This is a genomic window from Pseudomonas sivasensis (assembly GCF_052938085.1).
Genome location: NZ_CP176442.1, coordinates 5,460,687 through 5,479,170, shown reverse-complemented (window position 1 = coordinate 5,479,170; position 18,484 = coordinate 5,460,687). Strand labels below are relative to the sequence as shown.

Genomic DNA, 18,484 nt, shown 5'->3' with positions numbered 1-18,484 from the left:
GTCAGACGCTCCTCAGCATGCGCCACAGGGCGATGCAACCGAAGACCTGCATGGCGAAGGCACCAATCAACATCCACCTGCCGCTGTCATCGGCCCACATACCCACCAGATACGTTGGGTTGGTCACCAGGAAGTAACCGGCCACGCTGATCGGCAGCAACGCCAGCACCACGGCGGTCACGCGAGTCTCCCCCGTCATCGCCCGGAGTTGGCGAGCGCCCTGGTCCCGTTCGCGGATCATTTTGATCAGATTTTCCAGCAACTCGCTGGCGTTGCCGCCATAGCGATGATTGACCTTCAACCCCAGGGCAAAGAGGCGCAGCTCATCCTTTTCGTAAAACTCGGCAAAGTCGTGCACCGCATCCGGCAGGCTGACCCCGAGGATGACATTGCGCTTGATGCGTCCCATGGACTTCTTCAGCGGGTCATCACTGGCTTCAATGCCACCCAGCACGGCGTCCGCCAGCGTGCGGCCGGATTTGAGGCTGCGTACGGCGTGATCGAGCAACTGAGGCAACTGCTCAATCATCCGACGCAAACGGCGTTGATAGCGCAGGGCCAGGTAGAACCGCAGGATCAGGGGCGGCAGTACGACCATCGTCAGCAAGCCCAGCCATTCGGCAGCCAGGAAACCGAGCGCCACGCCAAAGCCCCAAAGCATGAGCCATAGCCCCAGGCGTTCGGTGGGCTTGCCCAGGCCGGCACGGATGAACATACGTTCAAGGCTGGTCACGACGGCCTTGTCATTCACTGCCTTAGGTTGGCCCTGGCCCAGTCGCTCCATCACACGCTCGGCCTGTGCCTGGCGCAAGCCACTGCGCATCATGTGCGTCGCCAGCAACAGCATGCCCAGAGAGATCAATGCGAGCAGGATCGGACCGATCATCAGGCGGCTCCTACAACGGCAGCGGGATTTCGCGGCGCAGTTTGTCGCCGGCGGGGTTGATGGCTTCGCGCAGGAAACCGAAGCCGGTGCGTTTGTCATGCCGGAACAGCGTGTTGGTGACGTACACGTCATCACGCACGCCCACGACTTCCACCACTTCACTGACGCAACGGCGACCGTCGGGCAAACGCGTCAGTTGGATCACCACATCCAGTGCCGCGCAGATCATCTGGCGCAGGGTTTTTTCCGCGACCACACGGCCGGTGAGTCCCACCAGCGTCTCCAGGCGCAGCAGCGCATCCTGTGCGTTGTTGGCGTGCACGGTGCTCATCGACCCGTCGTGGCCGGTGTTCATCGCCGTGAGTACATCGAGCACTTCCACGCCACGAATCTCCCCCAGAATGATGCGGTCCGGGCGCATCCGCAGGGCGTTGCGAATCAGGTCGCTGGCCTTCACTTCGCCGTGCCCTTCGGCATTCGGCGGGCGGGTTTCCAGGCGTACTACGTGGGGGTGGCCCAGTTGCAGTTCGGCCACATCTTCGATGGTGACGAGCCGCTCATGGGGGTTGATCAGTTGGCTCAGAATGTTCAGCAGCGTGGTTTTACCGGTGCCGGTACCGCCGCTGATCAAGATGTTGCAGCGCTTGCCCACGGCCTCTTGGAAGAACTCGAAAATCAGTTGATCGATGGTCTGCATGGCCATCAGGTCGCTGCTTTTGAGCATGTCCTTGCGAAACTTTCGGATCGACAGGCAGGGGCCGTCCAGGGCAATCGGAGGAATGATCGCATTGACCCGACTCCCGTCCGGCAACCGCGCATCGACCATGGGTGACGACTCATCCAGTCGTCGCCCCAAGGGTGCGAGGATGCGTTGCATGACCCGCTCCACATGGTGGTCGTCGATAAAACGCAGGTCGCTTTGGTGCAGCAGGCCATCGCGTTCGACGAACACTCGGTGGGGGCCGTTGACCAGGATTTCAGTGACGGATGTATCGCGCAGCAGCACCTCAAGCGGCCCGAAACCGGTGAGTTCGTCAACGATTTCTTCTGCCAGGCGCTCCATTTCATAGCGGGAGATCGCCAGGTGCATGCGGGTGATGTACTCGGCGACTTTATCCATCACAAATTGCGCCAAAGATTGGCGCGTGCCTTCCAACAGGTTTTTCCCCGACTCCTCTATGGCATCGATGATGTAGCGGTGCAGGACCAGTTTGAGGCCGTCGTGATCGGTGTTGTCGACGGTGCCGCGTAAGGGCGAACCGAACAGTTTATCGCTGCTCATTTCGTACTCCAGAGACGGGTAAGCCAGTTGGCCGGTGGTTTCTCAAGGCCTTCGGAGCGTTTGGCCAGGCGCTCGCCAAGGGTGCGCAGGCCTTGGGTGAGCGGCTCGCGGGGCGATAAGGCAAATAAGGTCTGGCCCTGATTTTTGGCATTCAGGCGGATTTCCGCGCTCAGGGGCAGCACGGCAATCACTTCCAGGCCGAAGGTCTTGCCCAGCGCTTCGGCCTCCGGTGCGGCGCCTTTGATATAGCGGTCGACCAGCAGACGGCCGTGCTCCAGTTTCATGCCTTTTTCACGCCATCGATTGAGCACCGCCAGGTTGCGTCGGCAATCGAGCACGCTTTGATCGGTGCACCACAGCAACTTGTCGCAATGGCTGACGAAGGTGCGCAGCGCCTCGCTGTCCGGCTGGCCGGTTAGGTTGACGACAATGTGCTGGAAGTGTTGGCGCAGGGCGCTGAGCAGCATGTACAGCTCGGCAGCGCTGGTTTGCTCCAGCGATTCGTCGCCGTCGGTGTAGGCCAGAATGCGCAGACCAGCCTCGGCCGAGGTAAAGGCGCTGTTGATCAAGGTGGCATCCAGGCGTCGTAAGTGGCGCAGGGCATCACCGAAGTGAAACGAGCTTTCCAGGCCCAACAGCGCCAGGCTGTCGCCCCGAGGCAGTCCCAAATCCAGTACCAGGGTTTGCTGCCCGCTTTTTTGCACCACTTGCGCCAGGTGGGTGGCCAGTAACGCGCCGTCGGTACCGCACTGTGTGCCATAGAGCACCGTCAGGCCACCCAGGTGAGTGGTGTGGCTGACCGTCGGCAGGCGCTTGCTCAGGCGTCGAACCAGGCCGGCCACTTCACTGGAACGCGAGCCATAAGCGACGAAGTCGCGGGCGCCGGCCCGCATGGCATTGAGTACGAGTTGATTGTCCATGCCGTCGCCCAGCGCGACGATGGCCAACATGGGTTTGGCCTCCAGTGCCCCTTCAATCAGGGCACATTGCGTGGTGACGTTTTCACGGTCCAGGCCGATGAAGACCAGGTTGGCGAAGGTCACGTCGACCAGTGCCAGCAGTTCGTCCAGACTGCCGCCGCCGGCACTGACCACTTGGCCCAACGGTGCAAGCGCGCCCTGAAGCCACTCCAGATCGGTGCTGTTACGCGTTATTGCCAGAAACGTTTGGCTCAGGCTTTCGCTCATTGGGACAGCCCCGTGCGACGGTCGAAGTTGCCATTTTCAAGGAAAAACAGGCGGTACCAATTTGGGTCGTAGCTGCGCAGCTTTTCGCCGGGCAGGGACGGCAACTGCGCATCGGCCGCCAGGGGTTGTACGAGGTGGGGGGTGACGATCATCAGCAACTCTTTTTCCTCGCGGCTGATGTTGGAATCGCGGAAGAACGCACCCAGGATCGGGATGTCGCCCAGGCCGGGAAATTTGTTGATGGTGGAACGGTTATTGGTACTGATCAGGCCACTGATGACGAAGCTTTCGCCATCGGCCAGGGACACGCTGGTGTCGGTGCGACGCACAGTGAGTGCGGGTACCTGAATGCCCTGGATCTGCACGGCGTTGCTGTAGTCCAGTTCGCTGACTTCCGGTGCCACTTTGAGGGTGATGCGGTTTCGGTCGACCACGGTGGGGGTCAGGGTCAACCGAATACCAAACTCTTTGTACTCGATGGAGATGGTGTCGCTGCCGGCACTGGGCACCGGCACAGGCACTTCGCCCCCGGCCAGGAACGTTGCGCTTTGCCCGCTCAGGGCGACCAGGCTGGGTCGCGCCAAGGTGTAGGCAAAACCGCTGCTTTCCAAGGCATTGATCATCGCCGACACGCGCCCGCCGCCGAAGCCGATATTGAAGTTGGAGGCGCTCACCGGCAGAGCCAAGGTGTTAGCGCTGGGCACCGCGAGGTTGGGGCTGCCGATCAGGAAGTTTTTGCCAATCCCCAGGATCGAGGTGCTTGCCTCCTTGAGCTTGGTGCGACTGACTTCGACGAAGCGGATATCGGTCTGTACCTGGCTCGGCAGCAAGGGGTCGTCCGAGGGGGACAGCGACAAGCTGGTCAACGCTGAAGTGGCTTTGCCTTTGACGAACACCATGCTCTGGCGTGGGGTGTTAGAGCACGCGGTCCAGATCATAAGGCTGGTGGCGCCTTGGGAGATGCCAGTCAGCAGGAACGCCTGGTTGCCGTTGACTTGAACGTCGGCGATTTTGGGGTCGCCGACCGCCAGGCGGGTAATGGCAACCGGGGATTGCATGGCTTGTTGCATGCCTTCACCGACTTCGAGCGTCGCAGGAAGCTTGCCCAGGCTCGCGCAGTTGCCCGGTGCTGCCTGTGCGAGTGCGATGGGCAGCGTCAGGGTGACGAGGGCCCAGAACGCTCGTGAAAAAAACCTCAGGGAACGACTGCTCATTCAAGGCATCCTTAGCGCTATCTGGGCGTTTGTTGAGTAACCTGGTTGCCGCGTATCACCTCGACACCCGAGCGACGTGGAGCGCTGGTGGTGGCCGATGGGCTGAAGTTGCTGGTGGGTGGTGCAGTAAAGGCCAACTGATTGAACTGGTAGAGGTCGCGCTTGGCGTTGTCGAGGTTTGCCGCTGATTCATTGGTGCCCGACCAGTACTGGCTCAAGCGTTGTTCGTCAGCGCTGCGCAGGGCCAGGCGCATTGCACCGGCTTGTGTGGCAAGCACCAACCGACTCATCAGTTGTTCTGGAACGGCCAGCAACACGGTGCGCGCACTGGCACGGCTCTGTTGTTGCTTGGCTTTGTCTTCGGCCGTTGTTGCTACAGGGGAGCCGGGTTTACCGTCATTGGTCAGCCCGAGTTGGTCACCCACTCCAAGCAGGCGAAGTGCGGGGACTACGGTTTGCGCCGAGGGTTGCGGGTTACCGTTTTCCTGGCGCAGGTACAGCATCACGTCAACATAATCACCCGGGCTCAATTGCCCAGCGGCGCCGGTTACTTCATCCACGGCAACGGCCAGCGCGCGTTCGTCAGAGCGGATCATCCGGGCGAGGCTTCCACCAGCCTCGAAGCTTTGTTCGGTCAGCCAGGTTCCGGCTTCCAGGCTGCGCCAAGGCGTGCGTCCGATGGCTTGCTCCAGCGTGGTGAGGCTGCCAGCCGGTGCAGTGCGCAGTTTTTCCAGGGTCAGGTCGGCGGCGGTGAGGGCGACGAAGGGCGGCACGTCGTGGGCCAGTACCACCACGGGTTGACGTGTCGGGTCTTCGACGGGGGCCGTTGAAGAGGGGGTGGCAACGGGCTGAGCAACCACGGCGGCCGCCGGTTCCGGACGGCTCAACACGAGGCCCCAATAACCGGCAATCAGCGCTCCCAACAAGAGCAACCCGGCCAGAATCATACTGATGCGACTGCTCATAAAGGCTCTCCCTTTCCCACTGCAGAACCTGCTGTCTGGTCCATCCAGCACTGCGCAATCAGTTCACTATCAAGGTCTAACTATTTCGCTATTTGAAGGTAGTTCAGCTAGGACGAAATGCCATTACTCCTTGGAAAATTTCTCTTCATTAGTGGGAAATAAGGTTCTTCAGGCGTCATCGATTTGGCTACTACTTTGTGATTAGTCGCTTATTACAGTTGTTGGGAGTGGATTTGCCGACAATGCTCTAATGGCACAGCGAGATCATGCTGTAGCCCAGCTACATCAGCGCCCGGAGCGCAAAGGAGAAGTCAAATGTTCCTTGACGTCATTCGCAAGGTGTTTATCAAAATCCAGATTTTGTCTTACGGAAGAGAGGGGGCCTCCGGTATCGAATATGCAATTGTCGCGGCGATGTGTGCAGCGGTGATCGGGCTGTTCATGACGCCCATCAGCACTAAAGTGAAAGCCATTTTTACATCGATTCAGACCGGTATCGGCACTTGAGCTTTTAACCCTTGTTGGAGAGTCGCATGTCAGCAATTGGCAAGGTGTTCTTAAAGCTTCAACTGATGGTCTGCGCCAGGGATGGCGCTTCCGGTATTGAGTACGCCATTGTGGCTGCCATGTGTGCAGCTGTGATCGGTATCTTCATGACGCCCATCAGCGACAGAGTCACTGCGCTGTTCAAGTTGGTCGAAGCCAGTATCTTGTCCACTTGATCAATGGCGCGATACGACTACCCTGAGTGCACGTTTAGTATCAGGATCCTTACATGAGCCCCATGTCGTCCCCCCGGCAACAAATCCTGTTAGTGGACGACGAAGAGGACGCGCTGATCGAGCTCGCCGAATCCCTCGGAAACGAGGGGTTCGTGTGCTTTACGGCAACATCCGTCACCTTCGCCCTGCAAGAGTTGACACTTCACCCCGATATCGCCTTGGTCATCACCGACCTGCGCATGCCCGAGGAAAGCGGTATCTCCTTGATCAAGCGCCTGCGCGAACACACCTCACGCTCGCACCTGCCGGTGATTGTGATGTCCGGTCATGCCGAAATGGATGACGTCAGCGACATGCTGCGCCTGCAGGTTCTGGATCTGTTTCGCAAGCCGATTTACCTGGTGCGGTTGATTGATACGTTGGACAGCTTGTTTCCTCTCAGCAAGCGGTAGGGCTTTTGGGGACTGCTGCAGTCGAACACGAGCAAGCCCGCTCGCCACAACAAGCCCTCTTACCACAGCAAGCTCGTCTGCCGCAGAACCCCGCTCAGCCTAAACTGAGCGCTGTAGGCCTTGTCAGAGTTGATAGCTGAAACTCAACGTATACCGCGGCTGGCGGTTGAGGCTGTCGAGGGCCTCGTCCGACATCGGCTTGGCCGCTTCGAGCGCGATGTTGTAATACTTCGCGTCGCCAAAGCGCAGGCCCACGGCGGCTGAAGACAGGTTGTTGCCTTTGATGGGCTGGTCGTTGAACCAGGTCTTGGCACGGTCGAACACGATGTAGGGTTGCAGGATTCTCACCCACTCGCCGGCACGGTTGTAGCTGTAGTTGACCTCATAGGCCATGCCCCAGCCCTTGTCGCCCGAGCCTTGATCATCGGGGTAGCCACGACCGAAGTTCTGCCCGCCGAAGGTGGCGCGCTCGCTGTCGGGCAAGGTGTCGTCACTCCAATAAAGCGCTCCTGACAGCACGCCCTGAACGTTGCCGAACAGCTTGTTGCTTTGCACGCCCGACAGGCGCAGGCGGAAGAAGTCCAAGTCAGGTTTGAGGCCTTCGAGGTCGCTGCGTGTCTTGGCGCCCATGCCGTCGATGCCTTGGTACAGCCCCGCGCTGAGGATGCGCAGTTGGTCGGTGTCGGCCTTGCGCCAGTCGCCTTCGAACGCCACGGCGCGCAGGTTGGTTTCGATGTCAAAGCGCTGGGGGAATCCCACCAGTTGATAGCGGGTTTTCTGGTCGACCCCATAGAACCGCGTGCCCAGGGTCAACGACTCGGTGGGCGAGGCGATCAGCGGGTGGCTCAGGCCAATGGAGAATCGGTCGATTGCCTGATGGGGCTTGAGTTCGAAGCCGCCGCCCAGTTGCAAGTTGGTGCCGGGGTCGGCGCGATAGCGTTCACCGGATAGCACCAGTTGGGTGCCCTCGGCATTGACGAATTGGCTGTAGGCGGCGCGGTAGTAGTGTTCTTTGTCGTCGCCCGGTGGGAACAGGCCGCTCACGCTCAGTTGTTCACCCATGGCGGTCTGGGAATTGCTGGTGGCGGTTAACAAGGCTTGCGTGCCGCCACGACTGGCTTGGTTGAGGCTCATGCTGGTGGTGAAAGGCTTGCGGCTGGCAGTGATCTGCATGTGGGTGCCGCCGTCGGTGGTGCCAGGTGGCGGCACTTGCGCTTGCAAGGTGACGCCGGGGATCGCGCCCATGAGTGTGGTGTAGCGCTCGAAGGTTTTACGGGTCAGTGGGCGCTCGGCCTTGAGTTTGTCGGCGAGCTTTTCGACGTAGGACGACACTGAGCCAATATCGCCTTGTACTTGGTAATCGCGGATATAACCCTCCACCAGAATGACGTGCACCAGGCCGTCATCGAAGCGTTGCTCCGGCAGGAACGCATAGGACAGCAGGTAGCCGTCTGCCTGGTAGCGCCGGGTGATGCTGCGTGTCGCCTCGATCAATTGGGCCAGGTTGGTTTCGTGGCCGATCAAGGGCTCGAACGCCAGGGCAACGTCGTTGAGCGGGTAGACCGTGCCGCCGTCGATCTGCAGTTTGCGAATGGTCACCTTGGTGTCCATCAGTAACGGTTGCGCCTCACTCGCCGCAGGGGTGGGCAGCTGCGTTTGCGGGGTGTTCGGGCGGTAGGCATCGGCGGGCAGATTGGGCACCGGCAGGTTGCGGATGGTGTCGTTGCTATTGAGGAAGCTGGGCAGGGTATCGGCGTGGGCGTAAGCACTGAGGGTGAGCAATAACAACGGTGTCAAAGCGCGCATAGGACACTCCATGGTCAAAGCAGCAGCGTTTCGCAGGTGCCCGCCGGGCTCTGAAGGCGCGGTTCGGGTGTTTTTCAGGGGCCGTTCAGTGGCCCTAAAAAAAGACGAGAGATTTATTAGATCTCTCGTCTCAACCAAGCGTAGGCGCTGTAGGTGAGGCCGTCTAATCGGCCAGGTGCAATTCTATTTTTTGCCGGTGATGCCACCGAGCAACCCCCCCAGGCCACCGCTGGTGCTGGCCCCGGCACTGGCGCCGGCAGATGCGCTGCCGCCCAGGTTCAAGCCGCCGCCGAGCAACCCACCGCCGCTGGTACCGCCGGTGACCAGGCCACCCACCGACGCCACGGTGCCGCCGACAGCGCTCACGGTACCGCCCAGGGCGTTGGTGACCGGGTTGGCATTGGCGCCGCTGATTTTGCCGCCCAGGCTGTTGACGGCGCCGCCGACGTTAGTCACCAGTCCATTGACTGGGGCGCCCAGGCCGGTGGCGTTGCCGACGTTTTGGGTCAGGCTGGCGATGCCACTGGTGGCAGGGTTAAGTGCGCTGCCGAGGTTGGTGGTCACCGCCATGATCGGAGCGCCCGCGGCGGTGTTTGGAGTGCCGCTGCCGCCCAGCAAGGTGCCCAGAGATGCCACCGTGCCGCCGGCGCTGGCGCCGGTGACGCCAGCAGCGCTCACCACGCCATTGGTATTGCCGGCGTTGAGGCCGTTGCCGGCGCCGGCGATGACACCACCGATCAGTTCCGGCAGACCGAGTTTGATGCCACTGCCACTGCCGCTACCGCCGCCGTTGCCTGTGCCGGTGGCTGGGTCGACATAGCCGCTTGCGGTGCCGACCACGGTGCCGACGCCATTGAGCAGGTTACCCACGGCGCCGGTCACAGGGTTACCGGTGCCGCCAGCGCCGGCGACTTTATCGCCGAGGCCATCGACGGTGCTGCCGACTTTATCCAGCAGGCCGCCGACCGGGCTGTCCAGGCCCGTTGCGTTGCCAACTTTGCCGGTGGTTTTTTCCACCAGCGAGACGACCGGCACCAGCACTCGGGCGCCCACGGCATTGGTCACATTGCCCAGCGGGCCGGTGGTGCTGGCGGTGCTCAGGGTATCGCCGAGCATGGTCACCACGTTGCCGACTTTGTCGACCGCGCCGCCCACCACTGGCGCAGTTGCGCTGACCACGGGCACTTTACCCAGCAGCGTGCGCACGTTAGCGCCGGTGGTGCTGACGCCATCGCCCAGATCGGAAACACCTTGGCCTACGCCGTCGAGGGTGTTGCCCAGTGCATTGCTGTCAGTGCCCAACGAGCCGAGCCCATCCGACAGGCCGTTGCCGATGCTGCCGACCGCAGTGCCGGTGGCCACCACCAGACCTTGGGTGGTCGCGCCAACAATCGGCAAGCTGCCGAGGGTGGTGCCGAGACTGCTGACGGTGCCGCCCACGCCGGTCACGGTGTTGCCCAGCGTGTCGACGACGGTCGCGGTGACCAGTGGCGTGGTGGTGCCGCCACCAGTGCCTCCACCGGTGCCTCCACCAGTGCCTCCACCAGTGCCTCCACCAGTGCCTCCACCAGTGCCGCCACCAGTGCCGCCACCGGTGCCGCCACCAGTACCTCCACCGGTACCGCCACCAGTGCCGCCACCGGTACCTCCGCCAGTACCTCCACCGGTTCCGGCAGTATCCGAAGAGGAGGAGCCGCTACTGTGATGCCCGCCACCACCGCTGCTGCAGCCACCGAGTGTCATTGCTATTGCCAGGGCCAACGCGGTACTTGCTTTCCAAAACACTACTTGAGTTTTCATGATTGAATTCCTTGCACCCGTACAACCTTAGTTGTCTTCAAACGCTCGTTATTTCTTGGGATAGCGATGCGTTTGTCCGTAGGTCTATAACAGACCCGGGTGCGTGTTCCCTCAAGGCTCAACTTGGTATTAACGATTTATATAGAGGGCGTGAAGTGTGTGCTTAATGACTAGTCGTAAGGGTATAAGGGGAGGGCGTATCAAGATGTATATGTCTATTGAATCAGTCGCTTAGATAAACAAATAGCGGACTTTTTCAAGTCCGCTATTACTTATGGCGTATATATACAATTAAGCAGGTTTTGTTATGCGATTGGCCGCCATTTCCCCACCATATGTTCAATATCTCCCGCGCCCTTCAACAGTAATTCGCCACTGGAACCGGCGGTGCTGCTGTGCAAAGTCACTTCGCTGGGCAGGCGCACCGGTTTTTTGAATACCACTTCGATTTCTACATTGGCAGCGGGCAGGTGCTCACCGAGTGCGGCCAGTGTGCGGGCCTTGTTCCACAGTCCGTGGGCGATGGCCTGGGGGAAGCCAAACAACTTGGCAGTCGGGGCACTCAGGTGAATCGGGTTGTAGTCGCCGGAGACCCTCGCATAGCGACGGCCGATATCCGAAGGGGCCTTCCAGCGGGTCAGTTCGCTGATGTGTGCAGGTGTGGGCTGGGTGTCATCGGCAGCTTCGCCTTCGAGTTTTACGCCTCGGCAGAGCATTCGGCTCTCGGCTTCCCACAGCACTCCGAGAGAATCTTCGACGGTGGTTACCACCTCAAAGGTTGCGCCCTTGGCGTGAGGTTGGAGGTTTTGCGCGTGCACGCTTATGAAGAGTTCGTTTACCCCGCCCAATGGGCGATGGATTCGAATGCAATTGCTCAGGTGGATCAACCCCAGCAACGGGAAGGGAAATGCCTTGGCCGTGAGCAGCTGCATTTGTAATCCAAACGCCAGGATGTGTGGGTAGGTCGCCGGTAGGATCGGGCTGTCGGCAAAACCGCAGACCTTGCGATACGCCGCGACGTCCTTGGGGTTGACGCTGACCCGGCAGCGCAGCCCCTGTTCAGGCAGTGTGCTGCCGGTAATCTTGCGCTTGAGCGCCGCTCGCCAATACAACGGCGGCAGAAACGGGGTATTGCCTAAGGTCTGCCATTCCATGCTCACGCTCCCAATAGACTTTGCCCGCACACCCGCAATGCTTGCCCGCTGACCGCGCCGGAACCGGGCTGGCCCAGCCAGGCCACAGCTTCGGCGACGTCCTGCGGCAAACCGCCTTGGCCCAGGGAGCTCATGCGGCGCCCGGCTTCACGCAGGGCGAACGGGATGTGTGCGGTCATCTGGGTTTCGATAAAGCCTGGCGCCACGGCATTGATGCTGATCCCGCGCTCCTTGAGCAACGGTGCCCACGCCTGCACCAGGCCGATCAAACCCGCCTTACTCGCGGCATAGTTGGTTTGCCCACGGTTACCGGCGATGCCGCTGATGGACGCCAGCACCACCACGCGGGCGTTGTCGTGCAGGCTGCCGCTGTCGAGCAGCGCTTTGGTCAGTACCTGCGGTGCATTGAGATTGACCGCGAGCACCGCATCCCAGTATTCCGGGGTCATGTTGGCAAGGGTTTTGTCACGGGTGATACCGGCGTTATGCACCAGAATATCGAGGCCATCGGGCAGGTGTTCGATCAACTGGCTGGCGGCGTCTTCGGCGCAGATATCCAGCACCACCGTGCGAGCACCCAAGCGCGCCGCCAGGGCTTCGAGGTCGGCCTTGGCCTGGGGGACGTCAAGGAGAATGACCTCAGCGCCATCGCGGGTCAGGGTTTCAGCGATAGACGCGCCGATGCCACGCGCCGCACCCGTGACCAGCGCCTTGCGCCCGGCCAGTGGGCGGGTCCAGTCCTCAACGGGCGTGGCGCAAGCCTCCAGGCGAATCACCTGGCCGGAAATGTAGGCGCTTTTCGGTGAGAGGAAGAAACGCAGCGCGCCTTCCAGCTGGTCTTCGGCACCTTCGCCGACGTAGAGCAATTGCAACACACCGCCGTTGCGCAGTTCCTTGGCCAAGGAGCGGCTGAACCCTTCCAAGGCCCGCTGGGCGCTGGCGGCAAACGGGTCGCTGAGACTTTCCGGGGCGCGGCCGAGGATCACCAGGTGGGCGCTGTTATCGAGGTTTTTCAGCAGGGGCTGGAAGAACTCGCGCAGTTGCTTGAGCTGGTCGGTGTGTTGCAGCTCGCTGGCATCGAACACCACTGCCTTGAGCTTGGGGCCGTGCCCGGGAATCCACGTCGATGACTCGGCGCCGTAGGTATAAATCGCGTCGGTGAGTTTGTTGGCAAATGCCTGCACCTTGCGTGTCAGGGCTCCACCGCCCAGCAGCAGTGCACCGTCTACCGGGCGTAGGCGTCCGGCTTGCCAGCGTTCCAGGCGTACCGGTGACGGCAGGCCAAGGGCGGCGACCAGGCGATGGCCGAGGCTTGAGTTGGCGAAGTCGATATAACGGTCAGACATGGAACGCTCTCCGAAGGCTGGGGTTCAAAGGGTTGACCATCCCAGGGTAGCAGTCGTTCGACTAGGCTCAGTGATCAAGCCCATAACAGACAGAGGGAGCTTTCCATGACTCAATTGCGCCGTGTAGCGATCATTGGCGGTAACCGCATTCCTTTCGCCCGTTCCAATGGCCCCTACGCCACGGCGAGCAACCAGGCGATGCTGACCGCCGCCTTGGAAGGCTTGATCGAACGCTACAACCTGCACGGCCTGCGCATGGGCGAGGTGGCCGCCGGCGCGGTGCTCAAGCATTCGCGCGACTTCAACCTGACCCGCGAATGCGTGCTGGGCTCGCGCCTGTCACCGCAGACCCCGGCCTATGACATCCAGCAGGCCTGCGGCACCGGGCTGGAGGCGGCATTGCTGGTGGCCAACAAGATTGCCTTGGGCCAGATCGAATGCGGCATCGCCGGCGGGGTGGACACCACGTCAGACGCACCGATTGGGGTGAATGAAGGGCTGCGCAAGATCCTGCTGCAAGCCAACCGCAGCAAATCCATGGCGGATAAATTAAAAGTCCTGTTACAACTTCGTCCCCATCACCTCAAACCAGAACTGCCGCGCAATGGCGAGCCGCGTACCGGTTTGTCCATGGGCCAGCACTGTGAGTTGATGGCGCAGACCTGGCAGATCCCCCGGGCCGAGCAAGACCAGCTTGCGCTGGAGAGCCACCAGAAAATGGCGGCCGCCTATGCCGAAGGCTGGCACAACGATCTGCTCACCCCGTTTCTGGGCCTGACCCGCGACAACAACCTGCGTCCCGACCTTACTCTGGAAAAACTCGCCGCCCTCAAGCCCGCCTTTGAGCGCAGCGAAAAGGGCACGCTCACCGCCGGCAACTCCACACCGCTCACCGATGGTGCATCTCTTGTGCTGCTGGGCAGTGAGGCTTGGGCGAAGGAGCGGGGGCTGCCGATCCTGGCGTATCTGCGCGATGGCGAAGCGGCGGCGGTGGATTTCGTCAACGGCGCCGAAGGCCTGTTGATGGCTCCGGTGTATGCGGTGCCGCGTCTGTTGGCGAGGAATGGCCTGACGCTGCAGGACTTCGATTATTACGAGATCCATGAAGCATTCGCGGCCCAGGTGTTGTGCACGCTAAAAGCCTGGGAAGATGCGGATTACTGCAAGACCCGCCTGGGGCTGGACGCGCCGTTGGGCGCCATCGACCGCAGCCGGTTGAATGTGAAGGGCAGCTCCCTGGCCGCCGGGCACCCATTTGCCGCCACCGGCGGGCGTATCGTCGCCAACCTGGCTAAGTTGCTGGATGCGGCGGGCAAGGGCCGAGGACTGATTTCGATCTGCGCGGCGGGCGGTCAAGGGGTGACGGCGATCATTGAGCGTTGATTGCAGCCGAAACTGGCATATAGGATGCATTCTTGAGTGGTCAAAGATCGGTAGCCCCTCCCACCGGCGAGCCGATTGCCGTATAACGAGTGCCATACGCGTATTTGGTAATAAAGGACCCACAATAAAAGCTGATGAAGACTCCTAAACGCATTGAACCCCTGATCGAAGACGGTCTGGTCGACGAAGTGCTGCGCCCTCTCATGAGTGGTAAAGAAGCAGCTGTTTATGTGGTGCGCTGCGGCAACGAATTGCGTTGCGCCAAGGTTTACAAGGAGGCGAACAAACGAAGTTTTCGTCAGGCATCCGAATACCAGGAAGGCCGTAAGGTCCGAAACAGCCGTCAGGCCCGGGCCATGGCTAAGGGCTCCAAGTTCGGTAAGAAAGAAACCGAAGATGCCTGGCAGAACGCCGAAGTGGCGGCATTGTTCCGCCTGGCCGGCGCGGGCGTTCGCGTGCCCAAGCCCTACGACTTCCTCGAAGGCGTGCTGTTGATGGAGCTGGTGGCCGACGAGTACGGCGATGCGGCGCCACGTCTGAATGACGTGACACTGGAGCCGGACCAGGCGCGCGAATACCACGCCTTCCTGATTTCCCAGATCGTGCTGATGCTGTGTACCGGCCTGGTGCACGGTGACTTGTCCGAGTTCAACGTACTGCTTACCCCCACGGGCCCGGTGATTATTGACCTGCCCCAGGCGGTGGATGCGGCGGGCAACAACCACGCGTTCAACATGCTGGAACGGGATGTGGGCAACATGGCCTCCTACTTCGGGCGTTTTGCCCCGGAGTTGAAGAAGACCAAGTACGCCAAGGAAATGTGGGCGCTGTACGAAGCCGGTACCTTGCACCCGGCCAGCGTCTTGACCGGCGAGTTCGACGAGCCGGAAGAGTTGGCGGATGTGGGCGGTGTGATTCGCGAGATCGAAGCGGCGCGGCTGGATGAAGAGCGCAAGCAAGCGATTCGGGCGGCAGATGATGCTCCGCCGAGCAAAGCGTCCGAAGAACCGCCACCGCCGCCTTGGATGCAATGATCTTCGGGTAAATGAAGATCAAAATGTGGGAGGGGGCTTGCTCCCGATAGCGGTGTGTCAGTTACAGATATTGAGACTGACACACCGCCATCGGGAGCAAGCCCCCTCCCACATTGGTTTTGTAGTTAGTCAGTTAGAGCCTCACGCGCAGCAGCTTCCCGACGCCAACTCCTTGAGAATCGGACAATCCGGCCGATGATCGCCCTGGCAGTGCTCCACCAGATCTTGCAACGTATCCCGCAACTGCCCCAGTTCCAGAATCTTCTGGTTCAACGCCTCGATATGCTGGCGCGCCAGGGCTTTCACGTCGGCGCTGGCCCGTTGCCGGTCCTGCCACAGGGTCAGCAGCTTGCCGACCTCTTCCAATGAAAACCCCAGATCCCGCGAGCGTTTGATAAACGCCAATGTGTGCAAGTCGTCCGGGCCGTACACACGGTAGCCACTGTCGGTGCGGTGGGCGGCTTTGAGCAGGCCGATGGATTCGTAGTAGCGAATCATCTTGGCGCTCAGCCCGCTTTGGCGTGCGGCTTGGCCGATGTTCATGGGCGTTGATCCTTCAGGTCAGTGGGTTTCCAGGTTTTCAACAACAGTGCATTGCTCACCACGCTGACGCTGGACAAGGCCATAGCCGCGCCCGCCAGCACCGGGTTGAGCAGGCCGAATGCGGCCAGGGGAATACCGATCAAGTTATACACAAACGCCCAGAACAGGTTCTGGCGGATTTTTGCGTAGGTCTTGCGGCTGATCTCCAGAGCGGCCGGCACCAGGCGTGGGTCGCCGCGCATCAGGGTGATACCGGCAGCATGCATGGCCACGTCGGTGCCGCCGCCCATGGCGATGCCGATATCGGCCGCCGCCAGGGCCGGGGCGTCGTTGATGCCGTCGCCGACCATCGCCACCACGTCGGTTTTTTTCAGCTCGGCGACGGTGGCGGCTTTATCGGCGGGCAGCACTTCAGCGTGAACATCTTCTATGCCCAGTGCGTGCGCCACCACGCGGGCGCTGCCGCGGTTGTCGCCGGTGAGCAAGTGGCTGCTGATGTGCTGGGCCTTGAGTTGCTCAACGGCTTCCAGCGCACCGGGTTTGAGGGTGTCGCCAAAGGCGAACAACCCGAGTACGCGCGGTTGTGGACCCTGTTCGATCAGCCAGGACAGGGTGCGGCCTTCGGACTCCCAATCGCTGGCGACACCTGCCAAGTCACCCGCGCTCAAGCCGATTTCTTCCAGCAGACGGCGATTGCCCAGTGCCAGTGGCCGACCGTCGAGGGTGCCGGCAATGCCGCGCCCGGTCAGGGATTGGCTGACGCTTACATCAGGCACCTTCAGCCCTTGTTCGCTGCAGGCATCCAACACGGCTTTTGCCAGGGGATGTTCGCTGCCGCGTTGCAGCGCGCCGGCCTGTTGCAGCAGCAGGGCTTGATTGCCATCCACCGCGACCAAGTGGGCGATTTTTGGCGTGCCGGAGGTGAGGGTGCCCGTCTTGTCGAAGACCACGGCGCTCACTGCGTGGGCGCGCTCCAGCGCTTCGGCGTCCTTGATCAGGATGCCGTAGCGGGCGGCGACACCGGTGCCGGCCATGATTGCAGTCGGCGTGGCCAGGCCAAGGGCGCAAGGGCAGGCGATCACCAGCACCGCCACGGCGTTGATAATCGCGGTCTCCAGCGACGCGCCGTACAGCCACCATCCCACCAGCGTGAGCACCGCCAGTACCAGCACGGTCGGGACGAAGACCTGGCTGACTTTATCCACCAGTTTCTGAATCGGCGCCTTGGCGGCCTGGGCGTCTTCCACCAGGCGGATGATGCGTGCCAGGACACTTTCGGCACCAAGGGCGGTGGTGCGTACCAGTAGACGACCTTCGCCGTTGATGGCACCGCCGGTAACTTTATCGCCGGGTTGTTTCGGCACCGGCAGGCTTTCACCGCTGATCAACGCCTCGTCGGCATGGCTTTGGCCTTCGGTCACTTCACCGTCCACCGGGAAACGCTCGCCGGGTTTGACCAACACCAGGTCATCGAGCTTCAACGCGCTGATGGCGACGTCTTCTTCACGGCCATCCTGGACACGCAGTGCACGTTCAGGGCGCAGGGCTTCCAGCGCACGGATGGCGCTGGCAGTCTGGCGTTTAGCACGGCTTTCCAGGTATTTGCCCAGCAATACCAAGGCAATTACCACCGCTGAAGCTTCGAAGTACAGGTGCGGCGCCATACCCGCATGTGCGGTGAGCCATTCATAAATGCTCAGGCCGTAACCGGCGCTGGTGCCGATGGCGACCAGCAGGTCCATATTACCGGCGCCGGCGCGTACGGCTTTCCAGGCGGCTATGTAGAAGCGCGCACCGAAAATGAATTGCACGGGCGTGGCGAGGGCGAACTGCGCCCAGGGCGGGAGCATCCAGTGCAGGCCAAAGGGCTCCACCAGCATCGGCAGCACCAACGGCAATGCCAGCGCAATGGCCAGCAGCAGCGACCAACGCTCGCGGTGCAGGCGCTGGGCATGATCGGTATCGGTGGCGATTTCGCTTTGAGGCAGGCTGGCGCTGTAACCGGCCTTGTCGACCGCCGCAATCAGCACGGCGGGGTCCATTTGGCCCTGCACTTCGACGTGGGCGCGCTCGTTGGCAAGGTTGACACTGACGCTTTGCACCCCCGGCACCTTGCTCAGCGCACGCTCGACACGCCCGGCACAGCTGGCGCAGGTCATGCCGCTGATGGGCAGATCAAAGGTGGTGGATCCATTCATGGGGCATTCCTCCAGAAGAAGTTGCCCCTAGCATCAACCTTGACCTGTGGGTAAGGTCAAGCGCCTTCAGTAATCCAATGCAGCCGCTTTGAGGTACATGCCATCCGGGCCCTGGGCGATCCGTAACTTGCGTACGTCACCGGCCTTGAGCGTGATGTTTTGCGCGGGCGGGGCGAGCAGGCCAGGCAGGCAGCCCGCAGCTTGGCCCGGCAGCAGCTTCAGGCGCAGTGACACATTGCCGGCGGGCAGGTTGAACGAGGTGGCCTGCTCCTGGTACAGGCGCCCGGCCAACTGGTCTTGGATGTACAGGCCGATCTCGCAATTGGTCAGCACTTCCAGGCGTTCCCGGGAAATGATCAACACCGCATAGTCTTGATCGGCACTGGCCATGGGCGCAGCGGCAGACAAACTCATCAAGCCGGCAAGGGCAAAATACGACCAGCGCATGGCGAATGCTCCGTGGTGTGAATCAAAGATGGTTCAAGCTTGGCCGACAGTGCCGCCGAATACCA

17 protein-coding genes are annotated in these 18,484 nt (G+C 61.3%); 5 read left to right on the top strand and 12 right to left on the bottom strand.

Annotated features, from left to right (window positions below):
• Position 1: 1 nt before the first annotated feature.
• Genes ACKZ62_RS25390 through cpaB form a run of 5 tightly spaced genes read right to left on the bottom strand, consistent with a single transcriptional unit; the run spans position 2 to position 5,534 of the window.
• Complete coding sequence (locus tag ACKZ62_RS25390) at positions 2–886, bottom strand: type II secretion system F family protein (RefSeq protein WP_447095994.1); 885 nt, start codon at positions 884–886, stop codon at positions 2–4.
• A gap of 10 nt (positions 887–896) precedes the next feature.
• Complete coding sequence (locus tag ACKZ62_RS25385; protein WP_032887132.1) at positions 897–2,168, bottom strand: TadA family conjugal transfer-associated ATPase; 1,272 nt, start codon at positions 2,166–2,168, stop codon at positions 897–899.
• Positions 2,165–3,355, bottom strand: coding sequence for a CpaE/TadZ family protein (locus ACKZ62_RS25380; RefSeq protein WP_032887131.1), 1,191 nt, complete (start codon positions 3,353–3,355; stop codon positions 2,165–2,167). Before ACKZ62_RS25380 ends, ACKZ62_RS25385 begins: the two co-directional genes overlap by 4 nt.
• Positions 3,352–4,569: a type II and III secretion system protein family protein gene (locus tag ACKZ62_RS25375; protein WP_095186493.1), complete on the bottom strand. Its 1,218-nt coding sequence runs from the start codon at positions 4,567–4,569 to the stop codon at positions 3,352–3,354. The genes ACKZ62_RS25380 and ACKZ62_RS25375 overlap by 4 nt, the downstream gene beginning before the upstream one ends.
• A gap of 17 nt (positions 4,570–4,586) precedes the next feature.
• On the bottom strand, positions 4,587–5,534 hold the full coding sequence (gene cpaB, locus ACKZ62_RS25370; protein ID WP_447095993.1) for a Flp pilus assembly protein CpaB: 948 nt from the start codon (positions 5,532–5,534) through the stop codon (positions 4,587–4,589).
• 315 nt (positions 5,535–5,849) lie between these two features.
• Between cpaB and ACKZ62_RS25365 the strand changes: the two genes are divergently transcribed.
• The 3 genes from ACKZ62_RS25365 to ACKZ62_RS25355 are packed head-to-tail and all read left to right on the top strand — an operon-like array spanning position 5,850 to position 6,708.
• Entirely contained in the window at positions 5,850–6,041 is a 192-nt protein-coding gene (locus ACKZ62_RS25365; RefSeq protein ID WP_032887128.1) for a Flp family type IVb pilin, read from the top strand.
• Positions 6,042–6,067: 26 nt separating this feature from the next.
• Positions 6,068–6,256: a hypothetical protein gene (locus ACKZ62_RS25360; RefSeq protein ID WP_032887127.1), complete on the top strand. Its 189-nt coding sequence runs from the start codon at positions 6,068–6,070 to the stop codon at positions 6,254–6,256.
• A 53-nt stretch (positions 6,257–6,309) separates the two neighbouring features.
• The gene (locus ACKZ62_RS25355) at positions 6,310–6,708 is read left to right on the top strand and encodes a response regulator (protein WP_032887125.1); all 399 of its coding nucleotides are present in this window, start codon (positions 6,310–6,312) and stop codon (positions 6,706–6,708) included.
• Between the two features lie 123 nt (positions 6,709–6,831).
• Here the strand turns inward: ACKZ62_RS25355 and ACKZ62_RS25350 are convergent, their stop codons facing one another.
• From ACKZ62_RS25350 to ACKZ62_RS25335, 4 genes are all read right to left on the bottom strand, one after another.
• Complete coding sequence (locus ACKZ62_RS25350) at positions 6,832–8,514, bottom strand: ShlB/FhaC/HecB family hemolysin secretion/activation protein (RefSeq protein WP_447095992.1); 1,683 nt, start codon at positions 8,512–8,514, stop codon at positions 6,832–6,834.
• A 183-nt stretch (positions 8,515–8,697) separates the two neighbouring features.
• Positions 8,698–10,314, bottom strand: coding sequence for a collagen-like triple helix repeat-containing protein (locus ACKZ62_RS25345; protein WP_447095991.1), 1,617 nt, complete (start codon positions 10,312–10,314; stop codon positions 8,698–8,700).
• A gap of 305 nt (positions 10,315–10,619) precedes the next feature.
• A complete protein-coding gene (locus tag ACKZ62_RS25340) occupies positions 10,620–11,468 on the bottom strand; it encodes a MaoC family dehydratase (protein ID WP_099602168.1) in 849 nt (282 codons plus the stop codon).
• 2 nt (positions 11,469–11,470) lie between these two features.
• Positions 11,471–12,814, bottom strand: a complete 1,344-nt coding sequence (locus ACKZ62_RS25335; protein ID WP_122764428.1) for a 3-oxoacyl-ACP reductase — start codon at positions 12,812–12,814, stop codon at positions 11,471–11,473.
• A 105-nt stretch (positions 12,815–12,919) separates the two neighbouring features.
• Between ACKZ62_RS25335 and ACKZ62_RS25330 the strand changes: the two genes are divergently transcribed.
• The gene (locus ACKZ62_RS25330) at positions 12,920–14,197 is read left to right on the top strand and encodes an acetyl-CoA C-acetyltransferase (RefSeq protein ID WP_032887120.1); all 1,278 of its coding nucleotides are present in this window, start codon (positions 12,920–12,922) and stop codon (positions 14,195–14,197) included.
• A gap of 134 nt (positions 14,198–14,331) precedes the next feature.
• Positions 14,332–15,231: a PA4780 family RIO1-like protein kinase gene (locus ACKZ62_RS25325; RefSeq protein WP_032887119.1), complete on the top strand. Its 900-nt coding sequence runs from the start codon at positions 14,332–14,334 to the stop codon at positions 15,229–15,231.
• 141 nt (positions 15,232–15,372) lie between these two features.
• On the opposite strand, the gene cueR is transcribed toward ACKZ62_RS25325, so the two are convergent.
• The 3 genes from cueR to ACKZ62_RS25310 form a co-directional block, all read right to left on the bottom strand.
• Positions 15,373–15,774, bottom strand: a complete 402-nt coding sequence (cueR, locus tag ACKZ62_RS25320) for a Cu(I)-responsive transcriptional regulator (protein ID WP_032887118.1) — start codon at positions 15,772–15,774, stop codon at positions 15,373–15,375.
• Positions 15,771–17,972 (bottom strand): heavy metal translocating P-type ATPase, encoded by a 2,202-nt coding sequence (locus tag ACKZ62_RS25315; RefSeq protein WP_447095990.1) that lies wholly within the window; start codon positions 17,970–17,972, stop codon positions 15,771–15,773. The genes cueR and ACKZ62_RS25315 overlap by 4 nt, the downstream gene beginning before the upstream one ends.
• A gap of 66 nt (positions 17,973–18,038) precedes the next feature.
• Positions 18,039–18,419 (bottom strand): hypothetical protein, encoded by a 381-nt coding sequence (locus ACKZ62_RS25310; RefSeq protein ID WP_032887115.1) that lies wholly within the window; start codon positions 18,417–18,419, stop codon positions 18,039–18,041.
• Positions 18,420–18,484 lie beyond the last annotated feature (65 nt).

Coding starts and splice junctions, on each gene's coding strand:
- ACKZ62_RS25310 (WP_032887115.1), bottom strand. CDS start 18,419: ATGCGCTGGTCGTATTTTGCCCTTGCCGGCTTGATGAGTTTGTCTGCC.
- ACKZ62_RS25315 (WP_447095990.1), bottom strand. CDS start 17,972: ATGAATGGATCCACCACCTTTGATCTGCCCATCAGCGGCATGACCTGC.
- ACKZ62_RS25360 (WP_032887127.1), top strand. CDS start 6,068: ATGTCAGCAATTGGCAAGGTGTTCTTAAAGCTTCAACTGATGGTCTGC.
- ACKZ62_RS25335 (WP_122764428.1), bottom strand. CDS start 12,814: ATGTCTGACCGTTATATCGACTTCGCCAACTCAAGCCTCGGCCATCGC.
- ACKZ62_RS25350 (WP_447095992.1), bottom strand. CDS start 8,514: ATGCGCGCTTTGACACCGTTGTTATTGCTCACCCTCAGTGCTTACGCC.
- ACKZ62_RS25325 (WP_032887119.1), top strand. CDS start 14,332: ATGAAGACTCCTAAACGCATTGAACCCCTGATCGAAGACGGTCTGGTC.
- ACKZ62_RS25330 (WP_032887120.1), top strand. CDS start 12,920: ATGACTCAATTGCGCCGTGTAGCGATCATTGGCGGTAACCGCATTCCT.
- ACKZ62_RS25385 (WP_032887132.1), bottom strand. CDS start 2,168: ATGAGCAGCGATAAACTGTTCGGTTCGCCCTTACGCGGCACCGTCGAC.
- ACKZ62_RS25380 (WP_032887131.1), bottom strand. CDS start 3,355: ATGAGCGAAAGCCTGAGCCAAACGTTTCTGGCAATAACGCGTAACAGC.
- ACKZ62_RS25340 (WP_099602168.1), bottom strand. CDS start 11,468: ATGGAATGGCAGACCTTAGGCAATACCCCGTTTCTGCCGCCGTTGTAT.
- ACKZ62_RS25345 (WP_447095991.1), bottom strand. CDS start 10,314: ATGAAAACTCAAGTAGTGTTTTGGAAAGCAAGTACCGCGTTGGCCCTG.
- ACKZ62_RS25355 (WP_032887125.1), top strand. CDS start 6,310: ATGAGCCCCATGTCGTCCCCCCGGCAACAAATCCTGTTAGTGGACGAC.
- ACKZ62_RS25390 (WP_447095994.1), bottom strand. CDS start 886: ATGATCGGTCCGATCCTGCTCGCATTGATCTCTCTGGGCATGCTGTTG.
- cueR (WP_032887118.1), bottom strand. CDS start 15,774: ATGAACATCGGCCAAGCCGCACGCCAAAGCGGGCTGAGCGCCAAGATG.
- ACKZ62_RS25365 (WP_032887128.1), top strand. CDS start 5,850: ATGTTCCTTGACGTCATTCGCAAGGTGTTTATCAAAATCCAGATTTTG.
- cpaB (WP_447095993.1), bottom strand. CDS start 5,534: ATGAGCAGTCGCATCAGTATGATTCTGGCCGGGTTGCTCTTGTTGGGA.
- ACKZ62_RS25375 (WP_095186493.1), bottom strand. CDS start 4,569: ATGAGCAGTCGTTCCCTGAGGTTTTTTTCACGAGCGTTCTGGGCCCTC.